Raw genomic sequence first — 18,874 nt, forward strand, 5'->3', positions numbered from 1 at the left:
GGCGCCCCGACCTGGGGCTCGGGGCGAGGATGTCCGTCGCCGTGCGGGCTTATATCTGTATCGACAAATAGAGACCCGTTCCCGGCATTTGGCCGCCCCGGCTTACCACCGGACCCGCGCCGGAACACAACATTCCGGCAATCGGCGCCTTTGCGCCAGCGGCTCCCGGAGAGCCCTGCCGGATCTTGTGCGGCCGTCCGCGGATGGCCGAGCATATGCGGGTTCTGTCGGGTGCATGACCTGTACCTGACCCATCGCCACGGAACAGCGCCCCTACCCCCCGCACCCGTACGTGTCCTGCTCCTGAGCGCGGGAGATCCCCGCCGCACTCACTCCCTAGGGAGACCCCTTGAGATTGATCCGAAGCAGTTCACTCAGAGCCGCGACAGTGGCCCTGACCGCCATGGCCATGGTGCCGTTGGGTGCCCTCGGTGCGAATGCCGCCCCGGCGTCGGCCGACGCGGTCACCCCGCTGGCGGCCAAGGCCGAGAAGCAGGTGGTGCAGCAGCTCGAGGCCAACGACAAGTCCACCTTCTGGGTCACGCTCAAGTCCGAGGCCGACCTCAGCAGAGCGGACGTGCTCACCGACAAGGCCGACCGCGGCGCCGAGGTGATGCGGGCGAAGAAGGCCACCGCCAAGGAGTCCCAGGCGGACGTCCTCGCGGTGGCGAAGGCGGGGGGCGCCGACGCGCGCTCCTTCTGGATCTCCAACACCGTCAAGGTGACGGGTGACCAGGCGGTGGCGGAGAAGATCGCCGCACTGCCCGAGGTCTCGATGATCGAGGCCGACGACGCGGTCGAGCTGCCCAAGCCGGTCAAGGGCAGTGACCAGCCGTCGCTGGACGGCGTCGAGTGGAACATCGACGCGATCCACGCGAACGACGTGTGGGAGCAGTTCGGCGTGCACGGCGAGGGCATCGTCGTCGCCAGCGTCGACTCCGGCGTGGACTTCACCCACCCGGCGGTGGCCGGCAAGTACCGCGGCAAGAACGCCGACGGCACCTACAGCCACGACTACAACTGGTTCGACCCGTCGGGCTCCTGCCCCACGGACGACCCGTGCGACAACAACGACCACGGCACCCACACCATGGGCACGATGGTCGGTGACGACGGCGGCGCCAACCAGATCGGTGTCGCGCCGGGCGCCAAGTGGATCGCCGCCAAGGGCTGCGAGACCAGCAGTTGCTCCCGCGAGTCGCTGATGGCCGCGGGCCAGTGGATGGTCGCCCCGACGGACCGCCAGGGCAACAACCCGCGGCCCGAGATGGCGCCCGACGTGGTGAACAACTCCTGGGGCTCCACGGTCTACGACCCCTGGTACTCCGACGTCGTCGCCTCCTGGCGCGAGGCCGGCATCTTCCCGGCCTTCTCCAACGGCAACAGCGGCCCGGGCTGCAACACCTCCGGCTCGCCCGGCTCGTACGCGATGAGCTACTCCAGCGGCGCGTACGACATCAACGGCAACATCGCGTCCTTCTCGTCGCGCGGCACCGGTGAGAACGGCACGATCAAGCCGAACATCGCCGCCCCCGGCGTCGACGTCCGCTCCTCCATCCCCGGTGGCTACGACATCTTCGACGGCACCTCGATGGCCTCCCCGCACACCGCGGCGACGGTGGCGCTGCTGTGGTCGGCCTCGCCCGCGCTGCAGAACGACATCGAGGAGACCGAGGCGCTGCTCAACCGCACCGCCACGGACACCGAGAACCTGACGTGCGGCGGCACCGCCGCCAACAACAACGTCTTCGGTGAGGGCAAGCTCGACGCGCTGGCCGCGGTCCAGGACGCCCCGCGCGGCCCGATGGGCTCGCTGACCGGCTCCATCACCTCCGGCGGCGACCCGGTCGGCGGCGCGACCGTCACCCTCGACGGTCCCCTCGACCGCTCCGTCACCACCGATGCGAACGGCGGCTTCTCGCTGCCGGTCCTGTCCGTCGGCGAGTACGCCGTGTCCGTCTCCAAGTACGGCTACGAGACGGCCACCGGCTCCGTGACGATCGTGGAGAACGAGACCGCGACCATCGCGCTGTCGATGACGCAGGCCCCGTCCAGCACCGTCTCCGGCACCGTCTCCAGCGAGTACGGTGCGGCCCCCGGCGCCACGGTCACCTTCGTCGGCACCCCCGTGTCCGCGACGACCGACGCCGCGGGCCACTACTCGGTGGTCATCCCGAACGGCGACTACACCGTGACCGCCGCGGGCACCGACCGCTGTGTGGCCGGCGCCGAGACGCAGGTCAGCGTCGCCGCGGACACCACCGCGAACCTCACCCTCCCGCTGCGTACCGACTCCTTCGGGACCGCCTGCCGCACCGGCAACGAGGCGTGGGTCGCCGCCGACAACCCGATCGGGCTGGCCGGTGACGACGCGGCCAAGGAAGTCGCGCTGCCGTTCAGCTTCCCGTTCTACGGCGGTTCGTACGCCAAGGCGTTCGTCTCCACCAACGGTGTGGTGTCGTTCGGCGCCTCCAGCACCGCGTTCTCGAACGTCGCGATCCCCGCGGCGGCCGCCCCGAACGCGGCGCTCTACCCGTTCTGGGACGACCAGAAGATCACGGCCCCGGCCAACGTCTACACCAAGGTGACCGGCCAGGCACCCAACCGGAAGTTCCTGATCGAGTGGCGCGACATCACGCCCCTCAGCAACACGGTCCCCTTCTCCTACTCCGCGGAGATCAGTGAGACCGGCGCCGTGACGTACCGCTACAAGGACGTCCCGGCGAGCGACCGTCACAAGGGCAACAGCGCCACCATCGGCGTGGAGAACGCCACCGGCACCGTCGCCCTGCAGTACTCGCTCAACACGGCCGTCCTGCCGGAGGGCGACAGCAGCATCTCCTTCCGGTCCACCACCACCGGTGTGCTGTGGGGCAAGGTCACCGACGCCAACGACGGCCTGCCCGTCGCCGGCGCCACGGTGACGGCCGGCACCGCCACCGCCACCACCGGCGCCGACGGTGTGTACGTCTTCCAGGCCCCGGCCGGGGAGCAGAGCGTCAAGATCGAGGCGCCCGCCTACCAGAGCGTGACGCGGTCGGTCTCCATCACCGCCGGCGACATCACCGAGGCGGGGGCGTCCCTGGCCACCGGCGCGGTCGCCGTCAAGGGCGGCGGCGAGGACGGCCTGGCCGTCGTCGTCCCGGCCGGCGAGACCCGTGACCGCAAGCTCGAGCTGACCAACACCGGCTCCCCGACCGCGTACACGGTCACCGGGGCCACCGACTGGCTGGCCGTGAGCCCGGCCGAGGGCTCGCTGGACAACGGCGGGAAGGCCACGCTCGACCTGGCGATCGACGCCACCGGCCTGGAGGCCGGCGTCTACGACACCGACGTGGTCGTCGCGTCCGCGTCGGGTCGCTCGCCCGAGATCACGGTCCCGGTCCGGGTGGTCGTCCCGGCCTACCGGATCGCCCTGGACAGCGGCGCGAAGGACGCCACCGCGGCGGACGCCCTCGGTGACACCTGGTCCGCCGACCGGGAGTACACGGCCGGCTCGTACGGCTGGGTGGGCAACTCCGCCACCGCCTCCGCCAAGGGTGACATCGCCGCCACGGACGACGACCAGCGCTTCGGCACCGCCCGTGAGGGCATGCTGGAGTACCGGTTCGACAACGTCCCGGACGGGACGTACACCGTCGAGCTGGACTTCGCCGAGCTCGCCGGACGTACCCCCGGAAAGCGGGTGTTCGACGTGATGGCCGAGGGCCGGGTCGTCGAGCCGAACATGGACGTCGCGCTCATCGCCGGGCAGAAGACCGCCCTTTCGCGCACGTACACCGTTACCGTGACGGACGGACAGCTCAATCTGCGTTTCGTCGCGGGCACCGGCAAGACGCTGGTCAACGCCGTACGGGTGACGGAGCGGTCGGACCTGGGCTGACCGCCTTGACAGGTCATCGGTGACGACAGGGCCCGTCCCCACCGCAGCCGGCGGTGGGCACGGGCCCTGTCGCGCCAGGGTACGACGGAGGAGACAACGGGATGGATGGGCAGCAACCGGAGCGGAGCGGCCCGAAACTCGACGAGCAGATCCTGCGCATGCTGCTCTCCGGCCATACGGACACGACCATCGCCGGACGCTTAGGCATCGGCAGACGGACCGTGCAGCGCAGGATCCGCGGGATGATGGACCTGCTCGGGGTCAACACCCGGATCCAGCTGGGCTGGCACGCGCGCGACCACTTCCCCCTGTGAACAGGCCGGGCCGGTCACCCCGGTCGTACGGGGTGACCGGCCCGGTCAGGGCAGCCGCAGATCGGTGTACAGCAGCGCGTGGTCCGAGTGCGGGTTGGGGTGTACGTGGTGGCCGAGCGCGGTCACGTTCCCCCGCAGGAACACGTAGTCGAACTTGGCGTGCCAGTCGGTGGTCGTGTCGCAGACGCCCGCGACAGCCGCGGGCGCGCACCGCGCGTCGGTGTCGGTGGCCAGTGCCCAGACCGGGGTGAGCTCGGGGTCGTACGGGCGGGCGTTGAAGTCGCCGAGGACGATCGCGCGGTCGTAGCGGGCGACCGCCGCGGCGAGCACCCGGGTCTGCTTCATCCGGTACTCCTGCTGGCGCCGCTCGGCGAGGTGGGTGTTGAAGACCCGTACCCTGTGGCCGTCCACCGTGGTGGTGACCGCCAGATAGCCGCGGTCCTCGGACCCGCCGTCGGGGTACTCCACGCTCACCCGGTCCGTCATCGGCGCCGCCGAGAGAATCGCCTGACCGTAGGCCCCCGGCCGCCACGGCGTCCCGCCGCAGCGGCCCAGATCACGCAGGACGCCGCCGTACTCGACGTGGTAGACGAGCCCGTAGATGCGCTCCAGGCCGTCCCGTATCCGCTCCACGTCGCGCGCGCAGGCCTCCTGCACCCCGATCACCTGCGGCGCGTACGTGGCGATCTCCGCCGTCCGGCCGGCGTTGTGCCCGCTGCCGCAGGGGTTGCACAGATTCCACGTCATGACCCGGTTCGGCACCACACCGGTGACGGCGCCGGCCGGCAGCGGCCGGGCGTAGGGGGTGCTGATCGGGGCGCTCGGGCCGAGGAGCACCAGGAACGCCACGACCATGGTGCACGCGAGCAGTCGCGGGCTCACTGCTCGTTCACTTCGACGAACGGTCCTTGCTCTCGCCCTTCGCCAGCGGGGACGGCGACTTGGCGGCCTTGGTGACGTCCGCGACCAGCTCGACCACGTCGGCGCCGTACGACTGGGAGTTGACGACCTTCAGCAGCAGGACGAACGTGGAGTTGCCGTACTTGCGGGAGAGCCGGGCCTCGTGCTTGGCGAGATAGCGCATCGCGGCCTGGTTGGTGATCGAGCGCTGGCCGCAGGAGATGAACACCGGGCGCGCGTCCTGGCCGGCGGTGAGCCGGGCCAGGATGACGTGCTCGGTGACGCCGCTGTCGAGGCGGTAGCGCTCCGAGCCGATCGCGAACGCGCCGCGGTCCGGACCGGGCTCCGGGTCGGTGTTGATCCGGATGCCGGGCAGCAGGGAGTGCATGTGCGCGGCCATCCGGCGGTTGGAGATCGGCGTGCCGACACAGAACTCCGTGCGGTCGCCGAACCCCTGGTTCGCCGTGTCGTGGGCGATGATCTGCAGATGCGCCCCGCACTCGCGGATCACGGCGGCGAGTTCGACCAGCGCGAACACGTCGTGCTTGGCGACGCTCCAGTCAGCCCCGCTCGCGTCGCGGTTCACCACGACGAGGCATTCGGAGTTCTCGGGCAGCCCGAAGAACTTCTCCTTGCGGCGCAGCGTGCGCGCGGCCGCCGACTTCCGGCCGTACCAGCCGAGGCCGGCGCCGACGAGCAGACCCGCGGCGACGAGGATGATGCTGAGTATGCCGTCATTCATGGAGCGGCATGCTACTGGGCCCGGGCACCGATGTTCGAGGCCAGGTGCGGGACAGGGGGTATACGGACGTCATTGCGGCCTCCCGTCCGGTTCCAGCGGTATGCCGCCGGATTCCCGTTCATGCCCCCTGCCCGCCGGACGCCGCGCCGACACCTGCGGTCCCGGGCCGCGATGCCCTTGCCACCGAGCGTGACCGCGCCGTACGTTCTCCACCTACGCCCGTCTACGTGCGTAGACGGACGTGCCCGCGCGCCGAAGGAGCAGCCATGGCCAACATCGTCCGCGCCGCCCTCGTCCAGGCGACCTGGACCGGCGACACCGAATCGATGATCGCGAAACACGAGCGGCACGCCCGGGACGCAGCCGCCCGGGGTGCGAAGATCATCGGCTTCCAGGAGGTCTTCAACGCCCCCTACTTCTGCCAGGTCCAGGAGCCCGAGCACTACCGCTGGGCGGAGCCCGTCCCCGACGGCCCCACGACCGAGCGGATGCGGGCCCTCGCCCGCGAGACGGGCATGGTGATCGTCGTCCCGGTCTTCGAGGTCGAGCAGTCCGGCTTCTACTACAACACCGCCGTCGTCATCGACCCGGACGGCACCGTCCTCGGCAAGTACCGCAAACACCACATCCCCCAGGTCAAGGGATTCTGGGAGAAGTACTACTTCAAACCCGGCAACCTCGGCTGGCCGGTGTTCGACACCGCCGTCGGCAAGGTCGGCGTCTACATCTGCTACGACCGCCACTTCCCCGAGGGCTGGCGCCAGCTCGGCCTGAACGGCGCCCAGATCGTCTACAACCCCTCCGCGACCTCCCGCGGCCTGTCCGCGTACCTGTGGCAGCTGGAGCAGCCCGCCGCGGCCGTCGCCAACGAGTACTACATCGCCGCGATCAACCGGGTCGGCCGGGAGGAGTACGGCGACAACGACTTCTACGGCACCAGCTACTTCGTCGACCCGCGCGGCCAGTTCGTCGGCGAGGTCGCGAGCGACAAGGAGGAGGAGCTCCTCGTCCGCGACCTCGACCTCGGTCTGATCGAAGAAGTCCGGCAGCAGTGGGCGTTCTACCGCGACCGCCGGCCCGACGCGTACGAAGGACTGGTCCAGCCGTGAACGACCGCGCCCTGCACGCCCGCCACCGCGCCGTCCTGCCGGACTGGCTGGCCCTCTACTACGCGAACCCCATCGAGCTCACCCACGGCGAGGGCCGCCACGTCTGGGACGCCGACGGCAACCGCTACCTCGACTTCTTCGGCGGCATCCTCACCACGATGACCGCCCACGCCCTCCCCGAGGTCACCAAGGCCGTCAGCGAGCAGGCCGGCCGGATCCTGCACACCTCCACCCTCTACCTCGACCGGCCCATGATCGAGCTGGCCGAACGGATCGCGCAGCTCTCCGGCATCCCCGACGCCCGCGTCTTCTTCACCTCCTCCGGTACGGAGGCCAACGACACGGCGCTGCTGCTGGCGACCACGTACCGCCGCTCCAACCAGGTCCTGGCGATGCGCAACAGCTACCACGGCCGGTCGTTCTCCACCGTCGGCATCACCGGCAACCGCAGCTGGTCCCCGACCACCCTGTCCCCGCTGCAGACGCTGTACGTGCACGGCGGCGTCCGTACGAAGGGACCGTTCGCCGAGCTGTCGGACGCGGAGTTCACCGCCGCCTGCGTCGCCGACCTGAAGGACATGCTGACCCAGACCGGCGGCTCCGTCGCGGCGCTCATCGCCGAGCCCATCCAGGGCGTCGGCGGCTTCACCTCGCCGCCCGACGGCCTGTACGCGGCGTTCCGCGAGGTCCTCGCCGCCGAGGGCATCCTGTGGATCACCGACGAGGTGCAGACCGGCTGGGGCCGCACCGGCGAGCACTTCTGGGGCTGGCAGGCGCACGGGCAGCAGGGGCCGCCGGACATACTCACGTTCGCCAAGGGCATCGGCAACGGCGCCTCCATCGGCGGCGTGGTGGCCCGCGCCGAGGTGATGAACTGCCTCGACGCCAACTCCATCTCCACCTTCGGCGGCAGCCCCGTCACCATGGCCGCGGGCCTGGCCAACCTGACGTACCTCCTGGAGCACGACCTCCAGGGCAACGCCCGCCGCGTCGGCGGCCTCCTCCTGGAGCGCCTGCGCGCCATCGCCGCCCCGCTCGAGACGGTCACGGAGGTCCGCGGCCGGGGCCTGATGATCGGCGTCGAGCTGGCCACCCCGGCGGCGGCCACGGCGGTCCTGGAGGAGACCCGCGCCCGCGGCCTCCTCATCGGCAAGGGCGGCCTCACGGGCAACGCCCTGCGCATCGCCCCGCCGCTGTCCCTGACGGTGGGCGAGGCCGAGGAGGGGGCGGCGATCCTGGAGGCGGCGCTCAGGGCCGCGGCGGGCGCCTGAGTATCAGCCGGGCGGCGCGGAGCAGCGCGCCGCCCGGGACGTGGCTTGGCGGATCCCGTGGCGGCGGCGGGGCCGTACCGGATCCGGACACAGGCGGTATTGCGCTGCCGGGGACACGCTTCTACGGTTCCTCCACGACCGGACTCTACGGGTGTAGACCGGTGGGAGGACGAGCGAATCCACGACCAGACCGGGACGCGGCGGCTCCCGGCGCAGGGGAGATGTGAAGGATGACCCGCACTCTGATCACCGGCGGCCTGGTCATCACGGCTACCGACGAGATCCACGCCGACGTACTGATCGAGGACGGCCGCATCGCGGCGCTCGCCGCCACGGGGAGCCAGGAGTGGAGCGCGGACCACGTCATCGACGCGTCCCACAAGTACGTGATCCCGGGCGGCGTCGACGCGCACACCCACATGGAGCTGCCGTTCGGCGGCACATTCGCCTCCGACACCTTCGAGACGGGCACGCGTGCGGCGGCGTGGGGAGGCACGACGACGATCGTCGACTTCGCGGTGCAGTCGGTGGGCCACTCGCTGCGCGAGGGCCTGGACCTGTGGCACGCGAAGGCGGACGGTCGCTGTGCGATCGACTACGGCTTCCACATGATCATGTCCGACGTGAACGACCGGACGCTGAAGGAAATGGACCATCTGGTCAGCGAGGGCATCTCGTCGTTCAAGCTCTTCACGGCTTATCCTGGCGTGTTTTACAGCGACGACGGCCAGATCTTGAGGGCGATGCAGAGGGCGGGTTCCAACGGCGGTCTGATCATGATGCACGCGGAGAACGGCATCGCGATCGATGTCCTGGTCCAACAGGCCCTGGCCCGGGGCGAGACGGACCCGCGCTACCACGGCGAGGTGCGCCACGCGCTGCTGGAGTCCGAGGCCACGCACCGCGTGATCAGGCTGGCGCAGGTGGCCGGCGCCCCGGTCTACGTCGTGCACGTCTCCGCCCAGCAGGCGGTGACGGAGCTGGCGCGGGCGAGGGACGAGGGGCTGCCGGTCTTCGGCGAGACGTGTCCCCAGTACCTGTTCCTGTCGACGGACAATCTCGCGGAGCCGGACTTCGAGGGCGCCAAGTACGTCTGCTCGACGCCGCTGCGCCCGCGGGAGCACCAGGCGTCCTTGTGGCGGGCCCTGCGTACGAACGACCTCCAGGTGGTCTCCACGGACCACTGCCCGTTCTGTTTCGTGGGCCAGAAGGAGCTGGGCCGCGGGGACTTCTCGAAGATCCCCAACGGGATGCCGGGCGTGGAGAACCGCATGGACCTCCTCCACCAGGCGGTCCTGGACGGTCACATCTCCCGCCGCCGCTGGATCGAGATCGCCTGCGCCGCCCCGGCGCGGATGTTCGGCCTGTACGGGAAGAAGGGAACGCTCGCCCCGGGCGCTGACGCGGACGTGGTGATCTACGACCCGGCGGCGGAGCAGACGATGTCGGCGCAGACCCACCACATGAACGTCGACTATTCGGCGTACGAGGGCAAGAAGGTCACCGGCCAGGTCGAAACGGTCCTCTCCCGCGGGGAACTCGTCATCGACCGCCGTGAATATGTCGGCCGCGCCGGCCACGGCGTCTACCTCCCGCGCAGTGTCAGCCAGTACCTCGGATAGCAGGCACCTCATCAGGATTAATCGGGCGAACGGAACCGGGCGCAAACCCGACTGGTCCGCCAGTAGCCCGACCTGTGAATCCCCGCAGATCGGGGTGCCCTGTCGTGTGCCTTTGTGCTTCCTCAGCGACACCCTGCCGGGCAAGCGTTCACCGGCCGCAGCCAGCTGTGCAGGCGGCACCGGGTCTGGAGCATTCCTGCGGTCCGCAGATGGTGCTACTGGATCGGCAGGCCGGCGGCACCGACAAGCCGCGCCGTCCTCCGAGCAGGAGGGGTCCGCCCGGTAGTCCACGTATGTCAGGGATCCACCCCGTGTGGCTTTTGTCGGGAACCGGACAATGCTGTTGTTCGTCTCCATCTGTGGGGCGTCGTGGTTCTGGTGTCGACACACGGGGTGAGTTGATGGGCATCGGTGATTTCATTCCCGACCCGGTCGAGGACCTGATCGAGGACGGGGTAGAGGACGTCGGCAACGCTGTTGAGGGTGCCGGGAAGTGGACGGCGGACCGCCTCGACGACGCGGGGTGGGAGTCGGGTGCGGACTGGGTGCGGGAGAATTCCGGGTCACTCGCGAATCAGATGGGTGCCCAGGTCGATGAGCTGCAGTTGGGGCAGACCGAGGACAAGACGAAGCTGATCTACGGAAGCGCGGAGAAGTTACGGTCGACGGCGACGAACCTACGGGACTTCGCCGGGGCGTTCACGAAGGTCGGGAACGGGCTGAAGGGCCTGGACTCCTCCCGATTAAAGGGGAAGGCGGCCGACGCGTTTCGGGAGTCGGCGTCGATCGAGCCGCCGAAATGGTTCAAGGCGGCGGACGCGTTCGCGCAGGCCGGTGGCGCGTTGGAGCAGTTCGCGGGGACGGTGACGTGGGCGCAGGGACAGGCGCAGACGGCACTCGACAAGTTCAAACAGGGTGAGAAGGCGTCGGATTCGTACGAGTCCAAGGTGAACTCCTACAACGACGCGGTGGACCGCTACAATGCCCAGCCCTCCGAGTCCCGGGACCCGTCGTCGCTGCCGCCGAGGCCGGGTCCGTCGAATCCCGGTATTGCGTTGATGAATGAGGCGCAGCAGATTCTGACGGAGGCGCGTAAGCAGCGGAATTCGGCAGCGGACACGGCGTCGGCGGCGGTGCGGGCGGCGCGGGACGCGGCGCCGCCGAAGCCGTCGTACGGCGAGCAGGCGATGGACGGCCTGATGGAACTGCCGATGCAGTGGGCGCACTTTCAGTTCGGCGCCTTCAAGGGCGTGATGGGGATCGTGAGCTTCGCCCGCTCGATCAACCCGACGGACCCGTACAACCTCACCCATCCCGCCGAGTACGTCACCAACCTCAACAGCACCGTCGCCGGACTGGTGACGGCGGTCAACGACCCGTGGGGTACGGGCCGCCAGATGGTCACGGACTTTATGAAGGACCCGGCCGAGGGCCTCGGCCGCCTGGCCCCCGACGTCGCCCTGACCATTGCGACCGGCGGCGGTGGCGCCGCCGTCAAGGCGGCGCGGCTGGCGGACGACCTGGCAGACGCCGCCAAGGTCCGCCGCGCCCTGGACGACACACCGGGCGGACATCGGGACCCCGACAGCCGTCGCTGTTCGAACGGAACTGACCCGGTGGACCTGGCGTCCGGGCGGATGTACCTGCCGCAGACCGATGTTGAACTGCCGGGGGTGCTGGCGTCGGCGTTCACCCGCCGGGCGGAGTCCGGTTACGAGCTCGGGCGGTTCTTCGGGCCGTCCTGGTCGTCCACGGTGGACGAGCGGCTGCTGATCGACGCGAGCGGTGTCGTCCACGTTACCGCCGACGGGCTGCTGCTGACGTATCCGCATCCGGTCCCGGACCTGTCCACCGCCACCGAGACAGGCACCTCCCGCACGTTGCTGGAGCTCACGCAGAGCGGCGACTACCTGCTTACTGACCGCGATACGGGCCTGATACGCCACTTCCCGGCCCCGCGCGGCACCGACCCCGGTGCGGACGGCACCGCCTGGCTGGCCGAGACGACGGACCGCAACGGCAACCGCGTGACCATCGACCGCACCGACGACGGCACCCCACTCTCCGTGGTCCACTCCGGCGGCTACCACCTGCGACTGACCACGACCGACGGCCGTGTCACGGCCCTCGACCTGGGCGATCACCCGGTGATGCGTTACGGCTACGCGAACGGCGACCTCACCACCGTCACCAAGCCCTCCGGCGCCACCACCACGTTCGTCTATGACGACGAACACCGGATCACCGCGTGGATCGACTCCAACAACCGACGCTATGACTACGTCTACGACGAACGCCACCGTGTCATCGCCGAGGGCGGCGAAGCCGGCCACTTCCGGGTCCGTATCTCGTACGGCGAACCGGACCCCGACACCGGACACCGCGTCACCGCCCTGACCACGGCCGCGGGCCACACGAGCCGTTACCTCATCGACGCGCAGTGCCACGTCCTGTCCGCCACCGACCCCCTCGGCAACACCACCGCGTTCGGCTACGACACCCGAGGCCGCGCCCACACCCGCACGGACGCCCTGGGCCACGTCCTGGCCGCGACGTACGACGGGGACGGCAGCCTCACCGCCGTGGACCGTCCGGACGGCACCCGCCTGCACGTCACGTACAACGACCTGGGCCTGCCCGTTGAAGTGACCGAACCCGATGGTGCCCGTCGAAGCCAGGAGTACGACGAGCGAGGCAACCTCACCCGGCGCACCGACGCGGCCGGCCACACCACCACCTTCGCGTACGACTCCCACGGCCGCCTGGAGTCCGTTACCGACCCCACGGGCTCGGTGACGACGATACGGTGCGACGCCGCCGGACTCCCCCTGGACACCATGGACCCCTGCGGCGCCTTGACCCGCTGCACCCGCGACGCCTTCGGCCGCCTCGCTACCGTGACCGCTCCGGACGGAGGCGTGACCCGGCTGGAGTGGACGCCGGACGGCGACCTGGCCCGTCGTATCGCACCGGACGGCTGGGCGGAGACCTGGGTGTACGACGGCGAGGGGAACCTCACTGAGCACACGGGCGCGGCGGGGGCCGTCCAGCGCTTCGAGTACGGGCACTTCGACCAGCTGACGGCCCGCACGGACGCCGACGGCGCCAGGTACGAGTTCGACCACGACGCGGAGCTGCGCCTCACGAGGGTCACCAACCCGCAGGGGCTCACCTGGTCCTACGAGCACGACGCGGCGGGACGGCTGACAGCGGAGACGGACTTCGACGAACGGACCATCCGCTACGAAAACGACCCGGCGGGCCGGATCGTCGCCCACACGACGCGGCTGGGCGAGACGATCCGATACGAGCACGACCCCCTCGGTCGCACGACGCGCAAGGACGCCGCGGGCGACGTCACCACCTTCGCCTACGACCCGGCGGGACGGCTGATCCAGGCATCAGGCCCGGGCGGCGAGCTGCTGCGCCAGTACGACAAACGAGGGCTGCTCAAGACCGAGCTGGTCGACGGCCGGGCGATTACCTACCGGTACGACGCCTGCGGCCGTCGCACCCGGCGCGTCACACCCTCCGGCCATGAGACGACATACACCTACGACGCCGCGGGCCGCCCCGCGGGCCTTACTGCCGGCGGCCGGGACGTACGCTTCACCCGCGACGCCGTCGGCCGCGAGCTGGCACGCCAGTACGGCGACGATCTCAGCCAGGCACGCTCCTGGGACGTGATCGGCCGGCTGACCGCCCAGCAGATGTCGACGGGCGGCCGCGAGATCAGCCGACGGACCTACACCTACCGCCCCGACGGCTATCTGGCGGCTGTCGACGATACTCTGCGCGGGACGCAGCGCTTCGTCCTCGACGTAATGGGCCGCGTCACGGCCGTCACAGCCGACCGGTGGACCGAGTCCTACGCCTACGACCGGGCGGGCAACCAGACCACCGCGTCCTGGACCGGCCACCGCACCGGCCAGGATGATCAGGGCGAACGCGCCTACACCGGCACCCGGATCGTCCGGGCCGGCACCAACCGCTACGAGCACGACGACGCCGGACGCCTCACCACCCGCATCAAAACCAGGCTCTCCCGCAAGCCCGACACCTGGCACTACCACTACACAACGGAGAACCGCCTCGCCCAGGTCACCACCCCTGACGGCACCGTCTGGCGCTACCACTACGACCCGCTCGGCCGCCGCACCCGCAAACAGCGCATGGCCGCCGACGGCGAAACAGCCGCGGAACAGGTCGACTTCGCATGGGACGGCCCGACCCTGTGCGAGCAGACCACGACGGGCGGCACCCCGCACCCGGTCACCCTCACCTGGGACCACCAGGGCCACACACCACTCGCCCAGACCGAACGCCTACTGGAGACCGCCACCCAGCAGGAGATCGACGCCCGCTTCTTCGCCGTCGTCACCGACCTCATCGGCACCCCGACCGAACTGATCGACGAATCGGGCTCGATTGCCTGGCACACCCGCCGCACCCTGTGGGGCACCACCACCTGGAACAGCAACGCCACCGCCTACACCCCCCTGCGCTACCCCGGTCAGTACTACGACCCCGAAACGGGCCTGCACTACAACCACCACCGCTACTACGACCCCACCACCGCGCGCTACACCACCCCCGACCCCTTGGGCCTGTCCCCGGCCCCCAATCCCACCACCTACGTCCACAACCCCCACACCTGGGCCGACCCGCATGGCCTGACGCCTGCCGGAAACGGGGGCGTGGAGTGTCCGCCGGAAATCGCGCTGGGGAAGTCGGAGAGTGAGGACAACCCATTCCTGCTTCCGGACCATGCGGACCGCACCGGCGGCAAGATGTGGAGTGACTGGCCCGGCGGCATAGAAAAATGGGAATCGGTGTTCAAGTCCGCAATCGACCCGAGCAGCGAAGTGAAGATTCACTTCAACCTCGACGATATCCCCGACCCGGCAGCCTACGCCGCGACGTCGAAGGCAGGTCCCTCGGTACCGGTCGGCTCCGAATTCACCGCCTGGGAACTGGCGATGATCAAGGCGGCCCCCGAGTCGGTGAGAGCGCGGGTGATCTGGTATCGGGATGGTAAAGTCCTGCCCAATCCACCTGAGGGGTTCTAGGGATGCCCGTACTGAACGACGGCGCGGAGTCCGCCCGCAGTCTGCTCCCGCTGCTGGTCGAGCGGCCGATCAGGCTGTGGGAGTACCACGTATCGCATCGCACGCTTGTTATGCGCGGCCGCTCCGGAGACGATGACCCGTCGGCGTATGTGGAGGTCGTGTTCACCGACGTACTCGGCATGAAGCTCAGGTCCTACAGCTATTCGAGCCTCGAGATCCGCGAGGCGAACACCGGCACGGAAATGGCCGATTTCGTACCGGTACCGGAACGGCACCGCGAGCGGTACCTGAACCTGGTCGTTTCCGGCGATGGGGCCGAGGGATTTGTGGTGTGCGCGAACGTTCATTTGCGTGAGGGGAGATAGCTCCGCGACCAGCTCCCGCTGTTTTCGATCAGGCCCTGGCCCGGGGTGAGACGGACCCGCGCTACCACGGCGAGGTGCGTCACGCGCTGCCGGAGTCGGAGGCGACGCACCGGGTGATCAGGCTGGCGCAGGTGGCCGGCGCTCCGGTGTACGTCGTGCACGTATCGGCGCAGGAGGCGGTGACGGAGCTGGCGCGGCCCCGGCGCTGATGTTCGGCCTGTACGGGAAGAAGGGCACCCTCGCCCCGGCCGCGGAGCAGACGATGTCGGCCGAGATCCACCACATGAACGTCGACTATTCGGCGTACGAGGGCAAGAAGGTCACCGGCCAAGTCGAAACGGTCCTCTCCCGCGGCGAGCTGGTCATCGACCGGCGCGAGTACGCCGGCCACGGCGTCTACCTCCCCCGCGGCGTCAGCCAGTACCTCGGCTGAACCCACAGTCCGACCCATCCGCCAAAACGGCCCTGACCTGGGACTTGTCCCCGGACGGGGCCGTTTTGCGGCCGCTGTGGAATTCCAGGAACCGGGTATTTCGCGGGGCCGGATCCGTATGGCCGGCGAATCCCGGCGGGAGGTTGGTTTCGCGTTCCCGGACATTGCCGCTTCCGCAAGATTTTGAGTGCATTTTCAACAATGCCGCGGACGGTGACCTGAATGGATCCGGTCAGCAGGCTGCATCCCGGTGGAGTCAGTCACTGTAGACGAGGAAGCCGCCAACAAGGCAGCGGAAAGGCGTATCACCATGGCAACGCTGTGCAGACCCGTCGTTTCCGTGCCGGAGCATGTGATCACGATGGAGGACACGCTGAATCTGGCGCGCACCATCCACGCCGACCACCCCCGCCTCGACCTCGCGCTGCGTCTGATCGAGAACACCGGCGTCGCGAAGCGGCACATCGTGCAGCCGATCGAGGAGACGCTCAGGCACCCCGGCTTCGAGAGCCGGAACGCGCTGTACGAGGCGGAGGCCAAATCCCGGGTTCCCGCCGTGGTCCGGGAGGCGCTGGACGCGGCCGAGTGCGATCCCGGGGACATCGACCTGATCATCTATGTGTCGTGCACCGGCTTCATGATGCCTTCGCTCATCGCCTGGCTGATCAACACGATGGGCTTCCCCCACGACACCCGGCAGATCCCCATAGCTCAGCTCGGCTGCGCCGCGGGCAGTGCCGCCGTCAACCGGGCGCACGACTTCTGCGTCGCGTACCCCGAGTCGAACGTGCTCATCGTGGCCTGCGAGTTCTGCTCGCTCTGCTACCAGCCCGTGGATCTGGGCGTCGGCAACCTCCTCTCCAACGGCCTCTTCGGTGACGGCGTCGCCGCCGCCGTGGTACGGGGCGTCGGCGGCACCGGCATCTCCCTGGAGCGCAACAGCTCGTACCTGGTCCCCGACACCGAGGAGTGGATCGCCTACGACGTCCGCGCCACGGGCTTCCACTTCCAGCTCGACAAGCGCGTCCCCGGCACGATGGAGCCGCTGGCCCCCGCCCTGCGGAAGCTGGCCGCCGACCACGGCTGGGACGCCTCCGACCTCGACTTCTACATCATCCACGCCGGCGGGCCCCGCATCCTTGACGACCTGTGCAAGTTCCTCCGGGTGCCGGCCGACGCGTTCCGCTTCAGCCGGGCGACGCTCACCGAGTACGGCAACATCGCCAGCGCCGTCGTCCTCGACGCCCTCCGCCGGCTCTTCGAGGAGGGCAGCGCGGTGAGCGAACACCGCGGCATGCTCGCCGGGTTCGGGCCCGGCATCACCGCCGAGATGTCCCTCGGCCGCTGGACCACCTCCCCCTGACCGGCGGCGCACGCCGCCGCCCCGCAACGAAGGCAGGAACCACCGCCGTGATCACGTACCAGCAGACCCGCCCGCCCGTTCGCGTCTGGCCCGCCCTGGACCTGCACGGCGTCGACTTCGACCCGGTGCTCACCGAACTCATGGAGGAAGGTCCGATCACCCGGATCGAACTGCCCAACGGCACCGGCTGGGCCTGGCTCGTCACCCGGTACGAGGACGTCAAGGCGGTGACCAACGACGACCGGTTCAGCCGCGAGGCCGTCGTGCCGGCCGACGTGACCCGCCTCGCGCCCCACTTCATCCCCGTCCCCGGCGCCGTGGGCTTCGCCGATCCGCCCGACCACACCCGGCTGCGCCGCGCCGTGGCCGCGGCGTTCACCAAACGCGGGGTGGAGCGGCTGCGCCACCGGACCCAGGAGATCCTCGAGGACCTGGTGGACCCCCTGCTCCGGGACGGACCGCCCGCGGACTTCACCGAGCGGCTCCTCGTCCCGTTCCCCCTCGCCGTGGTCTGCGAGGTGATGGGCGTGCCCGCGGCCGACCAGCCCCGGATGCACGAATGGACGTACAGCATCCTCTCCTCCTCCAAGGGCGCCGACCGCAGCGAGGAGGCCAAGAACAACATGGCCGCCTACTTCACGGAGCTGCTCCGCGAACGCGGCAGCACCGGCGGCGACGACGTCTGCGGGCTGCTCGGCGCCGCCGTGGCGCGGTCCGAGGTCAGCGAGGAGGAGGCGGTCGGGCTCGCCCTGCTGATCCAGATCGGCGGCGAGGCCGTGACGAACAACAGCGGCAACATGATCTACATCCTGCTGACCCGCCCGGAACTCGCCGACCGGCTGCGCGCCGAGCCGGAGCTGCGCGCCCGGGGCGTCGACGAGCTCCTGCGCTACATCCCGCACCGCAGCGCGGTGGGCCTCTCCCGGGTGGCCAAGGAGGACGTGGAGCTCTGCGGGGTGACCATCAAGGCGGGCGAGGCCGTCTACAACTCGTATCTGGCGGCCAACCGCGACCCCGACGTCTTCCCGGACCCCGGGGCGATCGACCTCCAGCGGTCACCCAACCCGCACCTGGCCTTCGGGCACGGCCCGCACTACTGCGTCGGCGGCCTGCTGGCCACGATGGAGTCCCAGCTGCTGATCTCCACCGTCCTCGACCGCTTTCCCGGCCTGCGCCTCACGGTGCCGCCCGAGGAGGTTCCGTTCCGCCGCGGCGCGCTGATCCGCGGCCCGGAGGCGCTGCCGGTGACCTGGTGAGCGGCGTACGCGAGGGCCTCCTCGTACCCTCCGGAGCGGGCCGTACGGTACGCACCCCCGCCCAGGAGGTCACCTTCAAGGTGACCGGCGAACACTCGGGCACCGCGTCGAGCTTCGAGGTGGTCGTACCGCCCGGCTTCGACGTCGGCGCACACGTGCACGGGCGCAGCGAGGAGCTCTTCTACGTACTCGAGGGCGAGCTCGAGGTGCTGGCCTTCGAACCACGCGTACGCACCCCCGACGACTGGCGCCACTGGACCTCGCCCGGTGGCCGGCAGGTGGTCCGGGCGACGCCCGGCACGGTGATGGTCGTGCCGCCGGGTTGCCCGCACGCCTTCGCCAACCGGACCGGGGAGCCGGCGCGCATGTTCTTCCAGGCGTCGCCGCCGCCGTATCACGAGGACTACTTCGAGGAGATCCTCGAACACCTCGCCCAGGGCGGCGAGCCGGATCCCGAGGTCATCGCGCGGCTGCGGGCCCGTTACGACATCGAACAGCTGACGCCGATGCGGTACTCCGCCCCGCCCGCGCACACCGACGAGTGAAT

Annotated in this window: 12 protein-coding genes and 1 pseudogene; 11 read left to right on the forward strand and 2 right to left on the reverse strand. The window is 69.8% G+C overall.

Features of this window, described 5'->3' with window-relative positions:
• Nucleotides 1-388: 388 nt before the first annotated feature.
• Together SRB5_RS23835 and SRB5_RS23840 are read left to right on the forward strand one after the other, a co-directional pair.
• Nucleotides 389-3,883: a S8 family serine peptidase gene (locus SRB5_RS23835; protein WP_323378365.1), complete on the forward strand. Its 3,495-nt coding sequence runs from the start codon at nucleotides 389-391 to the stop codon at nucleotides 3,881-3,883.
• A gap of 101 nt (nucleotides 3,884-3,984) precedes the next feature.
• On the forward strand, nucleotides 3,985-4,197 hold the full coding sequence (locus tag SRB5_RS23840) for a helix-turn-helix domain-containing protein (protein WP_153455407.1): 213 nt from the start codon (nucleotides 3,985-3,987) through the stop codon (nucleotides 4,195-4,197).
• A gap of 45 nt (nucleotides 4,198-4,242) precedes the next feature.
• Here the strand turns inward: SRB5_RS23840 and SRB5_RS23845 are convergent, their stop codons facing one another.
• Nucleotides 4,243-5,052 carry an endonuclease/exonuclease/phosphatase family protein gene (locus SRB5_RS23845; RefSeq protein ID WP_153455469.1) on the reverse strand — a complete coding sequence of 270 codons (810 nt, stop codon included), beginning with the start codon at nucleotides 5,050-5,052 and terminating at the stop codon, nucleotides 4,243-4,245.
• Between the two features lie 34 nt (nucleotides 5,053-5,086).
• Complete coding sequence (locus SRB5_RS23850) at nucleotides 5,087-5,839, reverse strand: hypothetical protein (protein ID WP_153455409.1); 753 nt, start codon at nucleotides 5,837-5,839, stop codon at nucleotides 5,087-5,089.
• A 266-nt stretch (nucleotides 5,840-6,105) separates the two neighbouring features.
• Here SRB5_RS23850 and SRB5_RS23855 point away from each other — a divergent pair, with 266 nt between their 5' ends.
• The 9 genes and pseudogenes from SRB5_RS23855 to SRB5_RS23895 all read left to right on the forward strand — a co-directional run bounded on the left by SRB5_RS23855 (nucleotide 6,106) and on the right by SRB5_RS23895 (nucleotide 18,872).
• A complete protein-coding gene (locus SRB5_RS23855; protein ID WP_153455411.1) occupies nucleotides 6,106-6,948 on the forward strand; it encodes a nitrilase-related carbon-nitrogen hydrolase in 843 nt (280 codons plus the stop codon).
• The gene (locus tag SRB5_RS23860; protein ID WP_323378366.1) at nucleotides 6,945-8,219 is read left to right on the forward strand and encodes an aspartate aminotransferase family protein; all 1,275 of its coding nucleotides are present in this window, start codon (nucleotides 6,945-6,947) and stop codon (nucleotides 8,217-8,219) included. The genes SRB5_RS23855 and SRB5_RS23860 overlap by 4 nt, the downstream gene beginning before the upstream one ends.
• Before the next feature lie 230 nt (nucleotides 8,220-8,449).
• Nucleotides 8,450-9,841: a dihydropyrimidinase gene (hydA, locus tag SRB5_RS23865; RefSeq protein WP_153455413.1), complete on the forward strand. Its 1,392-nt coding sequence runs from the start codon at nucleotides 8,450-8,452 to the stop codon at nucleotides 9,839-9,841.
• Nucleotides 9,842-10,242: 401 nt separating this feature from the next.
• Nucleotides 10,243-14,910: a putative T7SS-secreted protein gene (locus SRB5_RS23870; RefSeq protein WP_153455415.1), complete on the forward strand. Its 4,668-nt coding sequence runs from the start codon at nucleotides 10,243-10,245 to the stop codon at nucleotides 14,908-14,910.
• Between the two features lie 2 nt (nucleotides 14,911-14,912).
• Nucleotides 14,913-15,275, forward strand: a complete 363-nt coding sequence (locus SRB5_RS23875) for a hypothetical protein (protein WP_153455417.1) — start codon at nucleotides 14,913-14,915, stop codon at nucleotides 15,273-15,275.
• Nucleotides 15,276-15,301: 26 nt separating this feature from the next.
• Nucleotides 15,302-15,708: pseudogene (locus tag SRB5_RS23880) on the forward strand (hypothetical protein); the annotation flags it as partial.
• A 310-nt stretch (nucleotides 15,709-16,018) separates the two neighbouring features.
• Entirely contained in the window at nucleotides 16,019-17,071 is a 1,053-nt protein-coding gene (locus SRB5_RS23885; protein ID WP_153455419.1) for a type III polyketide synthase, read from the forward strand.
• Nucleotides 17,072-17,118: 47 nt separating this feature from the next.
• Complete coding sequence (locus SRB5_RS23890; RefSeq protein ID WP_323378367.1) at nucleotides 17,119-18,327, forward strand: cytochrome P450; 1,209 nt, start codon at nucleotides 17,119-17,121, stop codon at nucleotides 18,325-18,327.
• Nucleotides 18,321-18,872 carry a cupin domain-containing protein gene (locus tag SRB5_RS23895; protein WP_153455473.1) on the forward strand — a complete coding sequence of 184 codons (552 nt, stop codon included), beginning with the start codon at nucleotides 18,321-18,323 and terminating at the stop codon, nucleotides 18,870-18,872. Before SRB5_RS23890 ends, SRB5_RS23895 begins: the two co-directional genes overlap by 7 nt.
• Nucleotides 18,873-18,874: the final 2 nt, after the last annotated feature.

It is taken from the genome of Streptomyces smaragdinus, from assembly GCF_009604385.1.
Classification (GTDB): Bacteria; Actinomycetota; Actinomycetes; order Streptomycetales; family Streptomycetaceae; genus Streptomyces; species Streptomyces smaragdinus.